At 36.7% G+C, this 18,468-nt stretch carries 20 protein-coding genes and 1 tRNA gene; 5 read left to right on the top strand and 16 right to left on the bottom strand.

The annotated features are described in order from the left end of the window. Nucleotides 1-9: 9 nt before the first annotated feature. The 8 genes from BXY75_RS10155 to BXY75_RS10120 all read right to left on the bottom strand — a co-directional run bounded on the left by BXY75_RS10155 (nt 10) and on the right by BXY75_RS10120 (nt 6,036). Nucleotides 10-1,341 carry an ABC1 kinase family protein gene (locus BXY75_RS10155; protein WP_121907641.1) on the bottom strand — a complete coding sequence of 444 codons (1,332 nt, stop codon included), beginning with the start codon at nt 1,339-1,341 and terminating at the stop codon, nt 10-12. Nucleotides 1,342-1,350: 9 nt separating this feature from the next. Continuing rightward, on the bottom strand, nt 1,351-2,007 hold the full coding sequence (locus BXY75_RS10150; RefSeq protein WP_121907640.1) for a TetR family transcriptional regulator C-terminal domain-containing protein: 657 nt from the start codon (nt 2,005-2,007) through the stop codon (nt 1,351-1,353). 184 nt (nt 2,008-2,191) lie between these two features. Beyond that, nucleotides 2,192-2,470 carry a hypothetical protein gene (locus BXY75_RS10145; protein WP_121907639.1) on the bottom strand — a complete coding sequence of 93 codons (279 nt, stop codon included), beginning with the start codon at nt 2,468-2,470 and terminating at the stop codon, nt 2,192-2,194. A 56-nt stretch (nt 2,471-2,526) separates the two neighbouring features. Next, nucleotides 2,527-3,642: a hypothetical protein gene (locus BXY75_RS17210; protein WP_211331816.1), complete on the bottom strand. Its 1,116-nt coding sequence runs from the start codon at nt 3,640-3,642 to the stop codon at nt 2,527-2,529. 104 nt (nt 3,643-3,746) lie between these two features. Then, entirely contained in the window at nt 3,747-4,019 is a 273-nt protein-coding gene (locus tag BXY75_RS10135; protein ID WP_121907638.1) for a hypothetical protein, read from the bottom strand. 163 nt (nt 4,020-4,182) lie between these two features. Next, a complete protein-coding gene (locus BXY75_RS10130; RefSeq protein WP_121907637.1) occupies nt 4,183-4,491 on the bottom strand; it encodes a hypothetical protein in 309 nt (102 codons plus the stop codon). A gap of 133 nt (nt 4,492-4,624) precedes the next feature. Further along, nucleotides 4,625-5,428 carry an AfsR/SARP family transcriptional regulator gene (locus BXY75_RS10125; RefSeq protein WP_121907636.1) on the bottom strand — a complete coding sequence of 268 codons (804 nt, stop codon included), beginning with the start codon at nt 5,426-5,428 and terminating at the stop codon, nt 4,625-4,627. A gap of 5 nt (nt 5,429-5,433) precedes the next feature. Continuing rightward, nucleotides 5,434-6,036, bottom strand: a complete 603-nt coding sequence (locus BXY75_RS10120) for a hypothetical protein (protein ID WP_211331815.1) — start codon at nt 6,034-6,036, stop codon at nt 5,434-5,436. A gap of 205 nt (nt 6,037-6,241) precedes the next feature. Between BXY75_RS10120 and glpK the strand changes: the two genes are divergently transcribed. Both glpK and mqo read left to right on the top strand, forming a co-directional pair. Then, nucleotides 6,242-9,409, top strand: a complete 3,168-nt coding sequence (gene glpK / locus BXY75_RS10115) for a glycerol kinase GlpK (RefSeq protein WP_121907635.1) — start codon at nt 6,242-6,244, stop codon at nt 9,407-9,409. Nucleotides 9,410-9,505: 96 nt separating this feature from the next. Then, on the top strand, nt 9,506-10,993 hold the full coding sequence (mqo, locus tag BXY75_RS10110; RefSeq protein WP_121907634.1) for a malate dehydrogenase (quinone): 1,488 nt from the start codon (nt 9,506-9,508) through the stop codon (nt 10,991-10,993). A 221-nt stretch (nt 10,994-11,214) separates the two neighbouring features. Here mqo and BXY75_RS10105 read toward each other — a convergent pair whose 3' ends face one another. Genes BXY75_RS10105 through BXY75_RS10090 form a run of 4 tightly spaced genes read right to left on the bottom strand, consistent with a single transcriptional unit; the run spans nt 11,215 to nt 13,153 of the window. Further along, on the bottom strand, nt 11,215-11,850 hold the full coding sequence (locus BXY75_RS10105) for a MarR family winged helix-turn-helix transcriptional regulator (protein ID WP_245962954.1): 636 nt from the start codon (nt 11,848-11,850) through the stop codon (nt 11,215-11,217). 20 nt (nt 11,851-11,870) lie between these two features. Further along, a complete protein-coding gene (locus BXY75_RS10100) occupies nt 11,871-12,134 on the bottom strand; it encodes a DUF2024 family protein (protein ID WP_121907632.1) in 264 nt (87 codons plus the stop codon). Then, nucleotides 12,134-12,862, bottom strand: a complete 729-nt coding sequence (locus BXY75_RS10095; protein ID WP_121907631.1) for a hypothetical protein — start codon at nt 12,860-12,862, stop codon at nt 12,134-12,136. The genes BXY75_RS10100 and BXY75_RS10095 overlap by 1 nt, the downstream gene beginning before the upstream one ends. A 57-nt stretch (nt 12,863-12,919) precedes the next feature. Continuing rightward, nucleotides 12,920-13,153, bottom strand: a complete 234-nt coding sequence (locus BXY75_RS10090) for a thioredoxin domain-containing protein (protein ID WP_121907630.1) — start codon at nt 13,151-13,153, stop codon at nt 12,920-12,922. A gap of 343 nt (nt 13,154-13,496) precedes the next feature. On the opposite strand from BXY75_RS10090, the gene BXY75_RS10085 reads away from it, so the two are divergent. Continuing rightward, entirely contained in the window at nt 13,497-13,982 is a 486-nt protein-coding gene (locus BXY75_RS10085) for a ferritin-like domain-containing protein (protein ID WP_121907629.1), read from the top strand. A 79-nt stretch (nt 13,983-14,061) separates the two neighbouring features. Here BXY75_RS10085 and BXY75_RS10080 read toward each other — a convergent pair whose 3' ends face one another. Next, nucleotides 14,062-15,447, bottom strand: coding sequence for an MBL fold metallo-hydrolase (locus tag BXY75_RS10080; protein WP_121907628.1), 1,386 nt, complete (start codon nt 15,445-15,447; stop codon nt 14,062-14,064). Between the two features lie 138 nt (nt 15,448-15,585). Here BXY75_RS10080 and BXY75_RS10075 point away from each other — a divergent pair, with 138 nt between their 5' ends. Next, nucleotides 15,586-15,915: a hypothetical protein gene (locus BXY75_RS10075; protein ID WP_147437265.1), complete on the top strand. Its 330-nt coding sequence runs from the start codon at nt 15,586-15,588 to the stop codon at nt 15,913-15,915. A 6-nt stretch (nt 15,916-15,921) separates the two neighbouring features. After that, the gene (locus BXY75_RS10070) at nt 15,922-16,944 is read left to right on the top strand and encodes a M28 family metallopeptidase (protein WP_121907626.1); all 1,023 of its coding nucleotides are present in this window, start codon (nt 15,922-15,924) and stop codon (nt 16,942-16,944) included. Nucleotides 16,945-17,023: 79 nt separating this feature from the next. Here BXY75_RS10070 and BXY75_RS10065 read toward each other — a convergent pair whose 3' ends face one another. From BXY75_RS10065 to bshB1, 3 genes are all read right to left on the bottom strand, one after another. Beyond that, complete coding sequence (locus tag BXY75_RS10065; protein WP_121907625.1) at nt 17,024-17,263, bottom strand: hypothetical protein; 240 nt, start codon at nt 17,261-17,263, stop codon at nt 17,024-17,026. Between the two features lie 330 nt (nt 17,264-17,593). Next, a tRNA-His gene (locus tag BXY75_RS10060) sits at nt 17,594-17,669 on the bottom strand. 77 nt (nt 17,670-17,746) lie between these two features. Beyond that, nucleotides 17,747-18,463, bottom strand: a complete 717-nt coding sequence (bshB1, locus tag BXY75_RS10055; RefSeq protein ID WP_121907624.1) for a bacillithiol biosynthesis deacetylase BshB1 — start codon at nt 18,461-18,463, stop codon at nt 17,747-17,749. Between the last annotated feature and the right edge of the window lie 5 nt (nt 18,464-18,468).

The raw sequence follows: 18,468 nt of genomic DNA, 5'->3' as shown, positions 1-18,468 counted from the left end.
AGAAATGAATTATTCATTAATAACAGGCTTCGCAAGTGTTAGAAAATTATCAATTTTAACGTTGGTAGCCTTGAGGTCAAACATTAAGCTGTAAAGTCCGAAAAAGGTTCGATTCATATATATAAAATGACGGGAGCCCCTGTTCGCGTTGAGACTTCTAATTTTAGAGCTCTTCATATAACGTTCACCTATCGAAGCTATTTCAGCAAAAAAACCAGGATTTGAAAAATCAAAATTTTCATGATTAAATGGTTGGGTAAACAAGGTGAGCACGTCGTGAAAAAGTGTAGTGAAGAAAGTGATTTCTTCATCCGTATCTCCTTTTCTCAAAATTTCCAGTTCGTATAATTTTTCATTGAACCGTTTTGGATCTTCAATAACTTCAGGCTTCAATAGTTCAAAATATGGAGCATAAAATTCTTCGGGCAATGCCTTCATACAACCAAAATCGAGCACAATCAATTCCGCATTTTCAGAAACCAAAAAGTTACCCGGATGTGGATCTGCATGTACTTTCTTCAGAATATAAATCTGGTACAAATAAAAATCCCAAAGTGCCTGTCCAAGTTTGTTAGCTAGTTTCTCGTCAGTATTTTTTTTGGTGAATTCAGACAAATGTATACCATCCATCCAGTCCATCGTAATAATCTTATCTGACGATAAATGTTCATAATACTCCGGAAATAATAAATTGGAAATATGCTTGCAACTTTTCACTACCTCCTTACTTTGCTCGATCTCTAACAAATAATTGGTTTCTTCGAACAATTTGTTCTCAACTTCTTTAAAGTAAACATCCGAATGTTCCCCTTTTATATTAAACATCTTCATTGCAATGGGTTTCACAATGGCCAGATCTGAAACTATGCTGTCTGCCACTCCGGGATATTGAATTTTAACCGCCAATATTTTACCGTCTTTTTCAGCCTTATGCACTTGCCCTATGCTAGCAGCATTAATTGCATCTGCAGAAAAAGAATCGAAGATCTCTGAAGGAAATTTACCAAAGGACTTTTTAAAGGTTTTTAATACTAAAGGAGCCGATAATGGTGGCACCGAAAACTGTGAAAGTGAAAATTTTTCAACATAGGCCTGAGGCAGAATATTTTTTTCCATGCTCAGCATTTGTGCTACTTTTAATGCACTCCCTTTTAAGCCTTTCAAGCTATCATAAATATCGTTGGCATTCGATTCATCCAAACGATCTTTGGCTTCGGTTTCCGGATTGACCATCTTATCCCCGAAATATTTAATATAATTCACACCTACTTTCGCCCCTGTCTGTACAAGCTTGGAGGCTCTTTGAATTTTCGAAATAGGTATGTTTTTTGCAGTTTTCATTTATGAATTTTAATTGGATTGAAATTTCTCTTTATATAGAAACTTCCCAAGATCAATTATATTATTGAGCGATCGTGTATCTAGCAATTCTAATCCGGTATTCAATGATTTTTCGATGAGAATATCTGTTTTTTCGAAAGCTGGTGAAGTATCATCCATCCAAAATTTAAGTGTCAACAACATCTGAACCCATGAAGACTCACGAATGGTTGTTTTCTGAATTTGTTCCAAACTATCTACATTTAAATTTAGACTTTGAAGATCCAGACTATCAATATAACTAGTAAAACTCTCTTTCAAATTAGAAAGAACTGTAAATGTTTTCCATTGATTTCCGTAACCATCAAGTATAAATTTTACGAATTCTCTGTTGAGTGACAGATTTTCGAAAAAGGTAAAGTACACACTTAGCAGTTTATTTTTCTTGTCGAAATCTGCATAATCCCCGGATTGCTCTAACATTTCCACCGCAGTATCAAAAAGCACTTTAAAAACCTCTTGTTCTAAATTAAAAAATGAATCGAAACTACTATAAAATAAAGCTTTTTGAAAATTATAATGTTTAGCAAAATCCTCAACAGACTCAGGTTTGTCATCATGTTCAATGACATACTCCATGTAAAAAGCTATAATTTCAGTATCTGATACCTTTTTCTTCCTGCCCATCAAGTAAATTTTATACTTCAAAAGTACAAAACCTTAACGGTAAATGCTTCAAACGGAAGCTGCATTTATGTATGGTTAAAATACTAATTCCGAAGTGAGAAAATTCAGAATAAAAAAACCGGGTCACATTAAAAATGTAACCCGGTTTCAACTTAACTAACCAATTATGAAAAAATCTCTCGTCTTATGCGATTAACTTTGTAAAACGTTTTTTACTAAGTTGAATCTGACCTTTAAAACCATCCAAAGCGTCAAATACAATATTCTGTTGCGCTGAAGCCAATTTTAAACTTTCTTTGATAGCTTTTTTAGTAACTGTTTGCCATTGCTCTGCCACTTCAATCGTGTCTGTGATTACAACTTCTGTGGTCGCTAGTGCCTTTCCATTTACTTTTGCTGCTATATCTTTAGTAGTGCTAACCATATTGTTAACCGCTCCTTTTACTGAATTCTTCTTGTTCATTTTTATATAATTTTTCAATTATTAATAGAAAATAATCTGTTATAAATTATCCTTTATTACTTTTTAGCCGCAACTACTACCGCTTGTTTTTTCCAATCTTGAACATCTTCGATTGTAATATTCGAAGCTCCTGCAGTTACAATTTGGTCCATTTTCTTCTCTGTAACTTTTGCAAGTTCAGTGAATGTTTTAACTCCGTTGTTATTAAAAACTACTTCAGTTTTAGGCCCAATTCCGTTGATCGTTTTCAAATCATCCTTTACTGAAACTTTTACTGTTGTTGTTTTAACCTCAGCTTTCACTTCCTTAACTTCCTTCTTTGCTACTTTTGGAGCTGCTACTTTTTCAGCTTTCTTAACCACTTTTGGAGCTACTACTTTATCAACTTTTTTCACTGCAACTTTCACAGCTTTCTTTGCTGGAGTTGCTTTTACAGCTTTCTTCGCAGTTGATTTCGCTTTAGGTGCAGTTTTCGCTTTAACAGTTTTCGCTTTAGCAGTAGTCGTTTTTGTAGACTTCTTTGCAGCTTTTACTTTAGTTGCTGTTTTCGCTTTAGTTTTAGTTGCTGTTTTCTTAGTATCAGCTTTAGCTTCTTTTACCGTTGCTTTTGCTTCTTTTACTACAACTTCACCCTTATTAATGATCCTAGCAGCTTGCTCTAATACATCTCCTTTTACCTCATTAATTTTAGCTTCTCCTTTAGTTTTCAATTTTGAAGCAGTTTCCATAACTTCTCCTTTTACGTCATTAAATTTCGCCATACCTTTAGTTTTAAGATCAGTTGAAGTTTTTTCAACTTTCTTCACTACCGGGTTTTTTGAAATCTCACCAGCAATTTTCATTGCTTTTTTAGTTACAGGATTATTAAATGCGAAATCTTGTACTTTTTCAACTTGAGCATCAAACTCAACAAGATCTTTCATTCTTTTAGTTCCAGTCACTAACTGTCCTTTTAAAGCTTCAGCTGTATCGAACACCATATTGATTTGTGCTTCTCTTACGTTTTCAGACTTCTTGATTAATTTAGAAGCCAATTTTTGCCATTTCTCACCATTTTTTACTGTAGTGTCGATAGCAGACATAGATGCGTTTACTAATTCAGAATTAATCTTCTTTACAACATTTGTTGATTTCTGAACTTTTTTTGTTGCTTTTTTTGTTTTCGTTGCCATAATATATATTGTTAACTTTACTATTGTTTTTTAATTTCGGTACAAACATACAATCAGAGAGTTACAACTGAGTTGCAGTTTAGACCTGCTTATTTATTTTCTAATTATTTTTTCTTTTTTGAAGGCTTTACTACTTTCCCTTTTACAGTTTCTAATGCGTCAAAAACCATATCCTGCTGTGTAGCCGTTATTTTTAATCCTTGTTTTACAACACTATTTGAAACTCCTAAACATTTCTCAGTGAACTCAATTGATTTGCTAGCTACTTTTTCAGTAGTACTTAAAGCAAAGTCATTCGCTTTTGTTGCAAAAGAAAGTACAGTGTTCATTGTAGAATTGATCTTCCCAGTTTTCGCTTTGTTCATTTTTGTTGTCATCGTTTTATATATTTTAAAGTCTTGTTTAATATTTATGGTGCAAACATACTATCAGACAGTTACAAATGAGTTGCACTTTTATCATTGTACTGTATTTGTTATAAAAAAAGCCTGTATTTTCATACAGGCACTCTTCTACTTTAACTCAAACTATCAACTTAAACTATTTTTTTATTCCAAATAATGCGGTAGACCTTTTATAAATAATGGTCATATGTTCTTTGGTGTTATCCAAAGTATCAACGATTAATTCTTGTTGATTTGAGGCTAATTTTGAACCTCCTTTTACTGCTTTCGAAGCCACGCCACGCCAATCTCCGGCTATCGTTTTTGTTTCAGCGATAACATCTTCTGCTGTCATGATTGCTATTGCACTCGTAGCTGTGGCTGAAGTCTTTAACTTTTCAACTATCCCATTTATCTTTTTAGATTCTTTTGACTTTGAATTCGTATTTCTTTTTGCAGTTGCCATCTTCTTATATTATATGATTATTAACGCTTTCGGTAAATTATGATGCAAACGTACATGCATCCGGTTACAAATGAGTTGCAGAAGAATCAATTTGAAAATTGAACATTGAATATTGAGCATTGAAAGCGGTAGCTTATGCTAAGCTCTCGATTTCCTGTAGTAACTTTTTGGTTTCGGGTAGCGGATCTATACCGTATTCTTCATCCAGAATGTCGGCGCATTTTTGATACGCCTTAATTGCTTGAGGACGATTCCCTTTCGCTATATAGGCCTTCATTTGTAATCGGTACGCATCCTCCCAGGTGGGGTCGATGGCGATGGCACATTGGGCAAGTCGGACGCTTTCCATTGGATTTTCCGAAAGTATAATCTCTGCCAGTGTTATGTAGGCTCCTAAAACGAGCACCTGTGTTTTTTCTCTCTCTTCGGAAGACCAATCTTCAAATACCCTGTTAGGTAAATACACTCCATGATACAGATCAAGTGCTGATTTGTAGGCTGCTTTTGCGACTTTTTGATCACTTCCGAAGCATTCGTTTCCTATAATAATATACTTTTCTAAGGCATCAACATCTATCCAAATCTTCTCAAGATCGAGCTGGTAACTAATCCCCTGTCTTATTACATACTCCGGTTCGGTACGAGAAGGTCTTTCGGGTTCCAAGACTTTATTTACACCATGCAAGGCTACTTTAAAATCACGATCGTCGCCATCTTCCCATAGTTGATCCATAATTTTTTCCCGATGCAATGCATGTCGCTGTCGATTAGAAATCAAATATTGAAAAAGTTGTACGGTTTTATCACGCCCCCAAGACTTAGAATCGATCTTTTCGCCTTTTCTCCATAGATTAAACTGCCCCAAAGTCTGAATCTTTATTGGCGCATTTTCCTGAAATTGCTTCAAGGTTTCTAATCTATCGGATGGTTTTGCCATAAATATTACTTCTTTTTTGTAGTTGAAGTAGCTTTTGTAGCGGCTTTCTTAGCGACAGTTTTGGCCGTTGCTGTGGGCTTTTTGGCGGAAGTTGTTCTTGGCTTCTTAACTGGAGTTGATAAGGAATCAACCTTTGCATTTAGTTTTTTCATTTGAGAAACTAAGTCACCAATCGATTCTTTCATTTCATTGAAATCCGATTTAGAAGCGTTTCGCCATTGGTCTATCTGCACTTTCTCACTTAACTCATCACCAAAATGACTAATCTGATCTTGCAAATTGGCTACCTGCTTTCTTGGGTCTTTTAGAGTTTCCATGAATACTTTCGGCCCCTCTTTAGCAACCGATTTCCATAAAGCAAAGCTCTTTTTAAGTATACCGTCTTGCTCGTCTGGTGTGTGATCTTTAGTTGCTTCAATCGTAAGCTCAGCGAGTTTTTCCTGTATAAAAACTACAGCTTCTTTAAAATCTGAAAAACTTTTATCCTCCCCTCCTTGAACATGAGATACCTTTCCGCGCCATTGCACTTTAGACTCTCCATTTTCTTCAAATATCATCTGGTTAAACCGAACCATAAATGATGCGGTTTGATCTGCTTTCTTTGTCATGACCTTTTATTTTTTCTGAAATACAAAGTACAAATTTAATGTATAATATTTGTTTAGTGTAATTCGGTTGTAAATGAGTCCGTTATGTTTGTACTGAAATAGTTTTTTTTCCGAAGCAACAATAATTAGCAAGAAATTTTCGGTTCTTTGTGTTATAAACGATCTCGCAATTGTTTAAAAATTCACATATTTTCTGAAGCCCCACATGAACAAGAAATACATCATAGCCCTCGATCAAGGTACAACCAGTACCCGAACCATTATATTCGATCAACATGGAAAAATTAAGGGTATTTCTCAAAAAGAACTCACCCAACATTATCCGCAGTCGGGCTGGGTAGAGCACGATCCGGAGGAGATTTACAAAGATCAGTTGACTACTTTTGAAGAAGTAATTTCAGAATCAGGGATAGACCCAAATGAAATCGCCGGAATTGGGATCACTAACCAGCGGGAAACCACCGTCGTTTGGGATAAAGAAACTGGAAAGCCAGTTTACAACGCAATCGTATGGCTGGACAATCGAACCAAAGAAATTTGTGAAGAGTTAAAGGAACAGGGTTTAGAAACCTATGTTCGTGAAAATACAGGCTTAGTAATCGACGCCTATTTTTCAGGCACGAAACTTAAATGGATCCTGGACAACGTACCGGGTGTTCGTGAAAAAGCAGAGGCCGGACAGCTACTTTTTGGTACCATCGATAGCTGGCTGATTTATAAATTCACGAAGGAGAAAAATCATTTTACAGATCATACCAACGCTTCCCGCACGCTACTTTACAATATTAGAGATCTGAAATGGGACTCTACGCTACTCTCGGCCTTAGATATTCCTAAATCTATGATGCCTGAAGTAAAAAACTCAGCTTCAGATTTTGGTTCGCTTCATTATAAAGATGTACTGATTCCTATTTATGGAGTTGCCGGAGATCAACAAGCAGCGCTCTTCGGACAAGGGGGCGCTACACAAGGTATTGCAAAAAACACCTATGGAACTGGTTGTTTTATGCTTCTAAATACAGGAAATGATATTGTATTATCTAAAAATGGACTGATTACCACAATCTGTTGCGGCCTTCCCGATAGCCCTGTAAAATACGCTCTGGAAGGAAGTATTTTTATTGGTGGGGCTTCAGTTCAATGGTTACGGGATAGTATGCAACTTCTTAAAACTGCAAGTGATTCCGAAGAAATTTGCAAACGCATTCCTCCTTTAAAGGATTTATATGTTGTTCCGGCTTTTGCAGGTCTTGGAGCACCCTATTGGGATGCAAATGCAAAAGGCGCTATCTACGGGCTTACGCTGGACATAGGAAAAGAAGAAATTATAAAGGCGACCATTGAAGCTCTTGCCTATCAGACAAAAGATGTGATTAATGCGATGATAGAAGATAGTGGAAAACTATTGTCAACGCTAAAAGTCGATGGAGGTGCGAGCGCCAATAATTATTTAATGCAATTTCAGGCAGACATTCTAAATGTTCCTGTGGATAGACCAAAAATGATTGAGACAACTGCCTTGGGCGCTGCCATGCTAGCAGGGCTGAAAGCCGGTTTATGGACTTCTGAAGATATTGCTACTATTCGGGAAATTGATACCGTTTTTGAACCTAAGATGGATCGCAAGACAAGAAAGGACAAATATGAAGGTTGGTTACAAGCAATTGAAAGAACAAAATCGCCTATTAAGATTAAAAAAGGTGCGATATCGAAACGATTTTCGATTTTGGACCGAGAGGATCATCTTTTTAAACTGTCTTCGGAAAAATTCGATCTTATAATTATAGGAGGAGGTATCACAGGTGCTGGAATAGCCTTAGATGCTGCATCGAGAGGATTAAAAACTTGCCTTATCGAAAAGAATGATTTTGCATCTGGAACCAGTAACAAATCAACCAAACTAATTCATGGTGGTCTGCGATATCTGAAGCAATTAGAAATCGGATTGGTAAAAGAATCAGGGAGAGAGCGGGCAATTGTCCACAAACTAGCACCACACCTAGTAATTCCTGAAAAAATGTTACTCCCACTAATCGAAGGAGGTAATTACGGTAAAATGATGACCTCTATCGGATTAAAAGTCTATGATTTACTAGCGAGTGTTGAAGGGGATGACAAGCGAAAAATGCTAGATAAAGAACAAACGCTGGATAAAGAACCTTTGCTCGACTCAGAAACGATCTTAGGCAGTGGGTATTATTCAGAATATAGAACAGATGACGCCAGACTCACCATAGAATTATTGAAGAAAGCTTCAGAAATGGGCGCTACCGTGATTAACTATTGTGAGATGGATGAATTTGTGTACGATTCCGAAGGAAAAATAATAAGCCTGAATTGTATCGACCACAATACTGGGATTCGTCTTAATATACGTTCGAGAAAGTTTGTTTCGGCTGCTGGTCCCTGGGTCGATTTACTTCGGAAAAAGGATGCTTCCATGAATCATAAATATCTGCATTTAACCAAAGGGGTTCATATAGTGTTTCCTTTTGAGAAGCTTCCATTACACCAAGCCATCTACTTTGATGTGAGCGACGGTAGAATGATTTTTGCTATTCCAAGGGGCCGTGTAACATATGTAGGTACTACAGATACAGACTATTCTGGTAATTTGGAGAGAGTACTTATTACAAAAAATGATGTCGAATATTTATTGAAGGCTGTAAATAGTACATTTCCGAAGCTAAACTTAGTAGAAAAAGATATAGAATCAGGCTGGGCAGGTTTGCGTCCTTTGATTCATGAAGATGAAAAAGAACCTTCAGAATTATCACGAAAGGACGAAATTTTCATTTCGAAGAGTGGTTTGGTCTCCATTGCGGGAGGGAAACTTACTGGTTACAGAAAAATGGCACATCGTGTAATCGATGCTGTTTTAAAAACCATGAGTTCAAAAAGAAGAGATACATTTAAGGAATCCCATACCGACAAGATTACCTTAACCACTCCATCAATGGCAAATAAATTGGAAGTGAAAACTTATATCGAAGAGGTCCAAAATAAGTTGATTCAAATTGGTGCGACCGATGTCCATGAAGCATGGTATCTTACTACTACTTACGGCAAACAGGCTGATACTATTATTAGAAAATCAGGAACTTTTTCCAACGAAAAAGCAGAAGAACGTTTAATTAGAGCCGAATTATGGTACTGCGTGCAATACGAAATGACAAACACCCTTGCAGATTTTTTTGTACGTAGAACCGGAAGACTTTATTTCAACATTGAGAGTATTGAAAAATATAGAACTATCATTTTAAAAGACTTTATTGTGTATTTTGATTGGGACAATCATCGTGTTGCAAAAGAAATAGAAATTTTAGAATTGCTTGTGAAGGATGCTTCTACGTTTTATAAAGAAGAAATATAAACTTCTATTTCAGTAAACAAGACTGTTGAAAAAGCAAATTCTGAAGTGTTCTTTAATTTAGAAATACTTGGCTAACTTCGCTAAAACGATCGGAAAATGTCTGAAAAGAATATAATTGTAAATAAAGAATACGATCTAATTTGTGTAGGTGGCGGTATAATGACCGCAACTTTAGCATTGCTGGCAAAACTGCTAAAACCGGATCTTCGGATTTTATTATTAGAGCGATTGGATAAAGTCGCACAGGAGAGTTCAGCCGCCTGGAATAATGCTGGTACGGGTCATTCGGCGCTATGTGAGCTTAATTACTGTCCGCAATCTGAAAACGGCGTCGATATTAGCAAAGCAGTTGAAATTTGTAATCAATTTGAAATCTCTAAACAATTCTGGTCATTTTTGGTAGAACTAGGTCTTCTAAAAGATCCTTCGTCCTTTATAACCCCAGTTCCTCATCATAGTTGGGTTACAGGAGAAGATAATGTCACTTATCTCGAAAATAGATTCAAGGCCATGAAAGAACATTTTATGTTCGAAACCATTGAGTTTTCGAAGGAAATAGAACAAATGGAGAAGTGGTTTCCACTTATTATGCACGATCGCAACTCTGATGAAAAAATGGCTGCTTCAAGGATAGACCGTGGAACAGAAGTAAACTACGGAACACTTACCGAACAACTTTTTGAAATTCTTGAAACTAAATTTACTACTCCGGTGCATTGCAATATGGAAGTCGAGGATATTGACCCGGATGACAAAGTAGAATGGTATGCAAAAGTAAAAAATACTATTACAAAAGAAATTTCCTATTTTGATGCGAATCACGTATTTATTGGTGCTGGCGGTGGAAGTCTGTTGTTATTGCAGAAGGTCGAAATCGACGAAAAAGAAGGTTATGGTGGCTTTCCGGTAAGCGGTCAATGGTTAGTTTGCAAAAATAAGGAAATCATCGCCCAACATATGGCAAAAGTATATAGCAAAGCTGGTCCTAACGATCCTCCAATGTCCACCCCTCATTTGGACACACGTTTTATTGATGGAAAAAAGGAATTACTGTTTGGGCCCTTCGCTGGTTTTAGTCCTAAATTTTTAAAGGAAGGTTCTAATTTCGATTTAATGAATTCCGTAAAATGGGATAATCTTCCTTCGATGCTGGGAGCCTTTTGGCACAATATGCCACTCACTAAATATCTTATTCATCAGGTTTCCATGTCGTTTGAGGATCGTATGCAAGAGTTTCGGAAATTTGTGAAGGATGCGAATGATGATGACTGGGAGATCATGCATGCAGGACAACGGGTACAGATTATTAAAAAAGACGAGTTTGAAGGTGGAAAACTTCAGTTTGGTACTGAGGTAATAAGTAGTAAAGACGGAAGTATTACCTGTTTACTGGGCGCTTCTCCGGGGGCTTCAACGGCAGTCAAAATTATGTTGGATGTGCTAGACAAGGCATTTCCTGAGATTTTATATTCTTCCGAAGGAAAAAAAATTAGACAAAAAATGGTGCCTTCATGGAATACCGAAATAACCAAAGTATTGTTTGAGCAGCAGCTCGAAAAGTCTAAAATTGCATTAAAGCTTTAAAGGTATTGTTTCAAAAAAAGCAATTGTACACTTTCTTCTTTATTCTTTATTCTTACTTCTTACATCCTACTTCTTTCTTCTTTCTTCTTTATTCTTCATTCTTTATTCTTTATTCTTTATTCTTTATTCTTTATTCTTCTTCTCGATACATTTTTTAATTCCCTAATGGTCATCAAAAACCACTCGAAGTGACGGTCTTCTTCTTTCTTCTTTCTTCTGAATTACCTAATGATAAACTCAGGGCAATCCAATCTGATATCGGTATTTAATAAAGGTTTTTCAAGGAGGTTACAATAATCTGAAGCTTCCGCTTTACTATAAAATTTACATCCATAGCAAGTACGTTGCACACTTAGGATTCCGTTTCGGTTAAGTTGAAAGATCAATTTACTTATGGTATGAAAGAGTGATTCCAAATCGCCTTCTTCAAATGATTCCAGTTGCTGGTAGAGTGGATTCGCAAAGCTTTCGGTAGCAGCAACCATAGTTTTTCCCTTTTCAGATAATACGATGGAATAGCTGCGACTGTCTTCCGAAGAAAAATCTTTCAGAATTAAATCTTTAGAAAATAAGGCCCGAATCGCGTCGCTGATGGTTGGTTTAGTGACATTGAATTCCTTCGCTAAATGACTAACGTTGCACAGATCGGACGTATGGTAAGCCGTAAAAATAAGGATTTGTATTTGTATAGGACTTAATCCTAAAGCTTTGGCCTTTTCCCATAGTAGTACTTTAAAAGCTTCGGAAATACGTTCCAGTCCGGCCACTATTTTACCGGAAACACTCTTATTTTGCACCACAGGATCAAAAATTCTCTTTTCCATAAAAATGTCTGCCGGAATTAGGCCGGCAGACAAAGTTAGTAATCCTAATTAAACTAATTACAATTTTCCATTTCAATAATATAATACCCTTTAAGCTGTATTTCTTCAACAATTGCTTCGGAAGCATTTTCCATGTGGCAATATTGGCATTCTTTAGCGCTTAGTTTAACTGCATTAACCTTCTTTTTCAGAAGATAATCGTTTCCGAAGTTATACACAATCTGCTCATTAGACTGATCTTCCGGCACCAGAATATCGAAATGCATTAGTTTGCCATCATTCTTTTTAACGTACGTATCCCAAACTGCTATTTTCATTAGTTTTGTTTTACAGTATAAGGTAATGACAAATCTCCGCTTGCAACGCTAAACACCTCATAAACACCAAGCATAGGAAGCTCCATATCACTTGTATTTACCTTCATAAAAGCCGCGACACCATCATAATTAAAGGCTATTTTATTTTTAATTCTATAATCCGGAATTAGAACAGTTATTTTGTTAGCGTTCGTATTTACAGCATAGCCGGGAGAGTCCATATACATCGGCATTCCCGGATTTGTAGGCGGTAACACTACCGAAGAATCACCTTCATTAAATTGCTTCACAGCCAAGCCACCTGATACCGCTTCGTTCTTTTCCAGAACTACCCAATGCGGATGCCAAATAATGCCGTCATTATCGTAAACGCTATCTATATTTTCATCCCAAAGCGGAGTATCATCAAAATCAGGATGAGAAGTTAATGCCAGCGCTACGATTCCATCAACAGAATTAAACCCGACATCTTCAGATTTTAAATTGGTAGGAAACACATATCCTAAAACCGGGGCGCCGTTCATTTGTCCTTTAGGTTTAGGGGTTGTCTTACCGGCTTCTCCTTTCACTTTAATGGTCCAAACCGTAACAGAATGCTCACTAAGGTGTTCAACAGTTACCGAATTAATTGTAAAATTATCATTGTTATAAGAAACCTCTTGAGCGATACTCACATAGGGAAGACATAAACACAAGGCATAAAGCCAAATACTATTAATTGTTTTCATAAAATTGGTTTAATAAATTTTAATTAGGATTCCTAATTTTTGTATACAAATAAAAGATTAACCTTTTACATCCGCCATTGACGCACCATAATTGATATGAAGTACATTTCCATTAGGAGTAACCATTGCAGGAACCGACTTCACTCCTGCTGCTTCCGCTTCAGAAATTCTTGATCTTTCTTGACCAATATTAACAACATCTACATTTTGTGCTCCGACAAGATTTACAATATCCTGTTCTGCACTCACACATACAGGACATCCGGCATGATAAAAAACTGACTTTTTCATAATATAAGATTTAAGTTTTGCATAATTGCCTTGTAAATATAGTTAGGATTCCTAATTATAAAAAATTAATTATAATAATTAACATTCTTCTCGATTATTATTACCTCATTAAAATATTAAACTGATCATAAATAATCTATTCGATTTCCAAAACACAGGCATAACTCCAATTTCTGCCAACTATTAAAAAGTATAGACCCATTTTAATACAAGAGTTCACCACAATTTCAATTTTTAGACTCCCTTAACAACCTCTGTTAAACTACTCTCAATTAGCAAAATTATATGAAAAGTATGTTCATTCATTTAGTAATTTTATGAAACAAAATAAAAAAACAAAACTATGAAAACGACAAAAGAAAAAGCAGATGAAAACATTCACGAAAATCTTGTAGGTAATTTACAGGGCTTATTGGAAAAAAATTATGACGCTGAAAAAGGCTTCACGAAAGCAATGCAAGATTCTAAAAATCAACAATTAAAGAATTTTCTGAAACATCAAGCAGCTCAACATGCGCGATTCGCAACAGAGTTAGATCATGAAATTAGAAGTTTAAATGAGACTCCTAAAGAAAGTGGTTCTACTGCAGGAACTTTACACCGCGCATGGATTGGCGTAAAAACAGCTTTTACTTCAGACAATGATGAGGCTGTATTGGAAGAGTGTATTCGTGGAGAAAAAGCTTGTGCTGAAGATTATGAAGAAACTTTGAATGAAAACAGATTTTCACCAAACATTTCTAGTGTTTTGAATAATCAACTTTCACAAATTAAACAAACAGTGAGTAAGGTAAAGTCCTTAGAAGATATTGCCGATAGTTGGAGTTAATTCAATTTAATTTGAACGAAAATGTTCTTGCAACTAACTTAGTTGCAAGAGCATTTTTTTTACGTTTAGTAATTTTCGTTTAGGAAACTACTTCAATACCTTCCTCCTTGATTGCCTTGAATCCTCCTGCAACATCAATAACATTGTGAATTCCTCTACTCTTTAAAATAGAAGCTGCAATTACCGATCGGTATCCTCCCGCACAATGAATATAAAAAGGCTCTTCTTTAGGGTATTTTTTTAAATGATCATTTATTGTATCCAAAGGTGTATGTTTTGCAGTTGGGATATGAGCATTTTCATATTCTCCATCGTTTCGTACATCAAATACTGGCGCGTTCTCCCGTAATTTTGACTTCAAAACCTTTGCCGACACAGACGTCATATTTGAAGTTTCTTTTCCGGCTCTTTTCCATGCCTCTATTCCACCATCTAGATAGCCCAAGGTCTTATCGAAACCGACACGAGACAAACGAGTCACAGCTTCCTCTTCTCTTCCCTCAGGAGCAATTATGATAATTGGTTGCTCTACATCTGCTATTAAAGCGCCTACCCATGGTGCAAAGCCACCATCGAGTCCAATAAAGATTGAATTTGGAACATGTTCCTTCATAAAATCTATCTGATGTCGGACATCCAGAATGATAGCGGAAGTTGTGTTTGCAGCTACTTCAAATTCTTCAGCTGTCATTTTCCTTGTACCTCGTTCAATAACATCGTTAATATCATCGTAACCTTCGCGGTTCATCTTAACATTCAAAGGAAAATAAACCGGTGGCGGAGCGAGCCCCTCTGTCACTTCTGCAACAAATTCGCCTTTCGTCATATCTGCTCTCAATGCATAATTAGAGGCTTTTTGGTTCCCAAGAGTGTCTACCGTTTCTTTCATCATATGTTTACCACAAGCCGAGCCTGCACCATGTGCCGGGTAAACAATTACATCATCGGCTAATGGCATGATTTTATTCCTAAGGCTGTCAAATAAAATTCCTGCGAGATCTTCCATAGTAATTTCATTTCCTTTCTGCGCAAGGTCGGGTCTCCCTACGTCGCCAAGAAATAAGGTATCACCACTAAAAATAGCGTAATCCTTACCATTCTCATCTTTTAGCAAATAGGTCGTACTTTCCATGGTGTGCCCCGGAGTATGCAATGCCGTAATAGAGACTTTTCCTACTTTAAACTCTTGTCCGTCCTTAGCTATAATAGCATCGAAGGCAGGATTTGCAAGCGGCCCAAAGACTATTGGCGCACCCGTTTGCTTCGAAAGAGATACATGACCACTCACGAAATCGGCATGAAAATGAGTTTCAAAAATATATTTGATGTTAGCCTTATCACGTGCTATACGTTCCAGATATGGCTTTGTTTCACGAAGCGGGTCTATGATTGCAACTTCTCCTTCACTTTCTATATAATAAGCGCCTTGTGAAAGACACCCAGTATAAATTTGCTCGACATTCATTTGTTCAGAATTTTTTGCAAATATAGTAATTGTTATAGCAGTGTTTTTTTGAAAAGGGCCTTCTTTTCATATTTTTACTTAATTTTCACATCCACAATGGGAAGTTCACTTATCTTTATCGCCAGAAATTTCTTATTCATGAAAAAAATAACAATCCTATTATTAAGTTTTATAGTGTTTTCTTGTTCTTCGGAAAAGGAACAAATGGAAACCGTACGCGCATTGGCGAAGCAAGATCTAATTACTTTTCTACAACTTCCTGAAGGTACTATTTTTAATGACAAGGATTTTGCCATAACTGAAGTTCCGGAAATTGAAGGAATTGGCATAACTTATGTTGTAAAAATTGGAATATCCTCTCAAGACCGTGACGGAAATACGAATGTAAAGACTCATAAACTTGAATATGCAAAGATTGGAGAAAAAGGACTCTCTCCCGACGATTATGAACTAACATCTTTTGACTAAACTATTATGAAATATTTATTCCTTGGCCTGCTTACAATTTTCACAGTATCCTGTAATATGGCTCAAAGCTCCGTTAAACCCACAGAACTTAAGACAAAAACACGTACTGATTACGCTGCAACTATTACTGCTTCAGATCTCAAAACACATCTTTATATTTATGCAGGAGATGCAATGGAAGGTCGTATGACCGGTACAAAAGGACAAAAACTAGCTACCGAGTATCTACGAAATTTCTACATGGATCACGGAATTAAATCTCCTTTGGAGGAAAACAATTATTATCAGCGAGTTCCGAAGTCTTATTTCCGAGGAAAAGAAGGTACAATGGACTCAGAAAATGTAGTGGCTTTTATTGAAGGTTCCGAAAAACCTGATGAAATTGTGATTATTTCTGCCCATTTAGATCATGTAGGTACAGATAGTAGCGGTAATGTTTTTAATGGAGCTGATGATGATGGTAGTGGAACAGTAGCTATTCTTGAAATTGCGCAAGCATTTCAACAAGCAGTAAAAGATGGCAACGGTCCTAAACGATCTATTCTTTTTCTTCACGTAACAGGAGAAGAGATTGGATTATACGGTTCCAAATATTATACGGAAAATCCGATCTTTCCATTAGAAAATACCGTCTGCGATCTCAATATTGACATGATAGGACGAATTGATCCTAAAAAAGCTGACAACCCAAACTATGTATATTTAATAGGGAGTGATAAATTAAGCCAGGAACTTCATGATCTTTCAGAAAGGGTGAATAAAAAATACTCAAATCTAGAGTTGGATTACACTTTTAATGACGAAAATGATCCTAATCGTTTTTACTATAGAAGTGACCACTACAATTTCGCTAAAAACAATGTTCCAATCATCTTCTATTTTAATGGTGTGCATGAAGATTATCACAAAATGACCGACACTCCAGATAAAATCGAATATGATTTAATGGAAAAACGTACCCGACTAATATTTCAAACAGCCTGGGAAGTTGCAAATCAAGAAAAAAGAATTATAGCCGATAAATTATAGGTCTAGTTTTAACAAGACTAAGAGCACTTTCTAACAAAACGGAAAGTGCTTTTTTGTTTTTAATCTTCAATTTATATTTTTAGTTTACTTTTTGAAGAGATAAAAAATTAATACCCCAAACCCCTCCGCCTTCGGCACCTCCCCTTAAAATAAGGGGAGGATCAATGTAGCCATCAATTACAGATATTTTTAAATTCAGATACAAAAAAAAGTCCTTCTCCCGAAGCATCGGGACTGAAAGACTTTTGCTTCTGGGTGGAAGACCGGGCTCACTTCGATCCCGATAGCTATCGGGACTCAGCATAAACTTCTCGCCCATGTTTCTCAAAACATCAAACACAAAAAAAGTCCTTCTCCCGAAGCATCGGGACTGAAAGACTTTTGCTTCTGGGTGGAAGACCGGGCTCACTTCGATCCCGATAGCTATCGGGACTCAGCATAAACTTCTCGCCCATGTTTCTCAAAACATCAAACACAAAAAAAGTCCTTCTCCCGAAGCATCGGGACTGAAAGACTTTTGCTTCTGGGTGGAAGACCGGGCTCACTTCGATCCCGATAGCTATCGGGACTCAGCATAAACTTCTCGCCCACGTTTTTCAAAACATCAAACACAAAAAAAGTCCTTCATTTCTGAAAGACTTTTGCTTCTGGGTGGAAGACCGGGCTCGAACCGGCGACCCTCGGTACCACAAACCGATGCTCTAACCAACTGAGCTACAACCACCATTTGTATTTCGCTTCGAAAGCGGTTGCAAATATAATTCAATTAATACGGTTGCACAATAGAAAATTACAAGATTTTTTATTTCAAATCGAATAAAGAGGACACCGCGACATAACGTTCTGTCGTAAAACCCTCAGCGTGTTCCACACCGATTAACCTGCCTAAATCACGAGCACGATACTCAATACTATCCCTAAAGTTGGTAGAAGTTATAGGCGTTTCAGGCTCTTTAGCTCCTTCTTTATGAAACTGACTTTCATACGCGAATACCGCTTGTTTCTTTTTATCGATAAATCCGGAAACATCAACTACAAAATCGGGTGTGATATTTTTCCATTGTATGTAATGATACACATGTTTAGGACGCCATGCTTTTTGATGATTCCCTTCGTGTATCGTTTCTATCTTTTTAAGTCCACTAAGAAAACAAGCGTCACTTGCCAGTTTACTACCCTTCCCATGATCAATATGGCGATCGTCAACGGCATTGCAGAGCACAATATCCGGTTCGTATTTTCGAATGATTTTTATAATTTCCAATTGACTAGAAGCGTTATTTACAAAAAAACCATCTGCAAATTCCAGGTTTTCTCGAAATGAAGCTCCCAAAATTTTAGCAGCATTTGCCGCTTCAACATCCCTTATTTGAGCAGTTCCTCTGGTACCTAGCTCCCCTCTTGTGAGATCCAAAATACCAACTCGTTTCCCTTTACTTATTTCCTTTGCAATCGTCGCCCCACAACCCAATTCAACATCGTCGGGATGGGCTCCTATGGCAAGAATATCTAACTTCATACGTT

This window comes from Ulvibacter antarcticus (assembly GCF_003688405.1).
Taxonomy (GTDB): Bacteria; Bacteroidota; Bacteroidia; order Flavobacteriales; family Flavobacteriaceae; genus Ulvibacter; species Ulvibacter antarcticus.
The sequence above is the reverse complement of the archived record's forward strand: the minus strand, read 5'-3'. Positions and strand labels throughout refer to the sequence as shown.

Bases quoted from the DNA above. Each gene is read 5' to 3' on its own strand.
- BXY75_RS10135 (WP_121907638.1), bottom strand. From the start codon at position 4,019: ATGACAACAAAAATGAACAAAGCGAAAACTGGGAAGATCAATTCTACA.
- BXY75_RS10125 (WP_121907636.1), bottom strand. From the start codon at position 5,428: ATGGCAAAACCATCCGATAGATTAGAAACCTTGAAGCAATTTCAGGAA.
- BXY75_RS10145 (WP_121907639.1), bottom strand. From the start codon at position 2,470: ATGAACAAGAAGAATTCAGTAAAAGGAGCGGTTAACAATATGGTTAGC.
- BXY75_RS10100 (WP_121907632.1), bottom strand. From the start codon at position 12,134: ATGAAAATAGCAGTTTGGGATACGTACGTTAAAAAGAATGATGGCAAA.
- BXY75_RS10155 (WP_121907641.1), bottom strand. From the start codon at position 1,341: ATGAAAACTGCAAAAAACATACCTATTTCGAAAATTCAAAGAGCCTCC.
- BXY75_RS10070 (WP_121907626.1), top strand. From the start codon at position 15,922: ATGAAATATTTATTCCTTGGCCTGCTTACAATTTTCACAGTATCCTGT.
- BXY75_RS10090 (WP_121907630.1), bottom strand. From the start codon at position 13,153: ATGAAAAAGTCAGTTTTTTATCATGCCGGATGTCCTGTATGTGTGAGT.
- BXY75_RS10080 (WP_121907628.1), bottom strand. From the start codon at position 15,447: ATGAATGTCGAGCAAATTTATACTGGGTGTCTTTCACAAGGCGCTTAT.
- bshB1 (WP_121907624.1), bottom strand. From the start codon at position 18,463: ATGAAGTTAGATATTCTTGCCATAGGAGCCCATCCCGACGATGTTGAA.
- BXY75_RS10120 (WP_211331815.1), bottom strand. From the start codon at position 6,036: ATGACAAAGAAAGCAGATCAAACCGCATCATTTATGGTTCGGTTTAAC.
- mqo (WP_121907634.1), top strand. From the start codon at position 9,506: ATGTCTGAAAAGAATATAATTGTAAATAAAGAATACGATCTAATTTGT.
- BXY75_RS10065 (WP_121907625.1), bottom strand. From the start codon at position 17,263: ATGGGCGAGAAGTTTATGCTGAGTCCCGATAGCTATCGGGATCGAAGT.
- BXY75_RS10095 (WP_121907631.1), bottom strand. From the start codon at position 12,862: ATGAAAACAATTAATAGTATTTGGCTTTATGCCTTGTGTTTATGTCTT.
- BXY75_RS17210 (WP_211331816.1), bottom strand. From the start codon at position 3,642: ATGGCAACGAAAACAAAAAAAGCAACAAAAAAAGTTCAGAAATCAACA.
- BXY75_RS10150 (WP_121907640.1), bottom strand. From the start codon at position 2,007: ATGGGCAGGAAGAAAAAGGTATCAGATACTGAAATTATAGCTTTTTAC.
- BXY75_RS10085 (WP_121907629.1), top strand. From the start codon at position 13,497: ATGAAAACGACAAAAGAAAAAGCAGATGAAAACATTCACGAAAATCTT.
- glpK (WP_121907635.1), top strand. From the start codon at position 6,242: ATGAACAAGAAATACATCATAGCCCTCGATCAAGGTACAACCAGTACC.
- BXY75_RS10075 (WP_147437265.1), top strand. From the start codon at position 15,586: ATGAAAAAAATAACAATCCTATTATTAAGTTTTATAGTGTTTTCTTGT.
- BXY75_RS10130 (WP_121907637.1), bottom strand. From the start codon at position 4,491: ATGGCAACTGCAAAAAGAAATACGAATTCAAAGTCAAAAGAATCTAAA.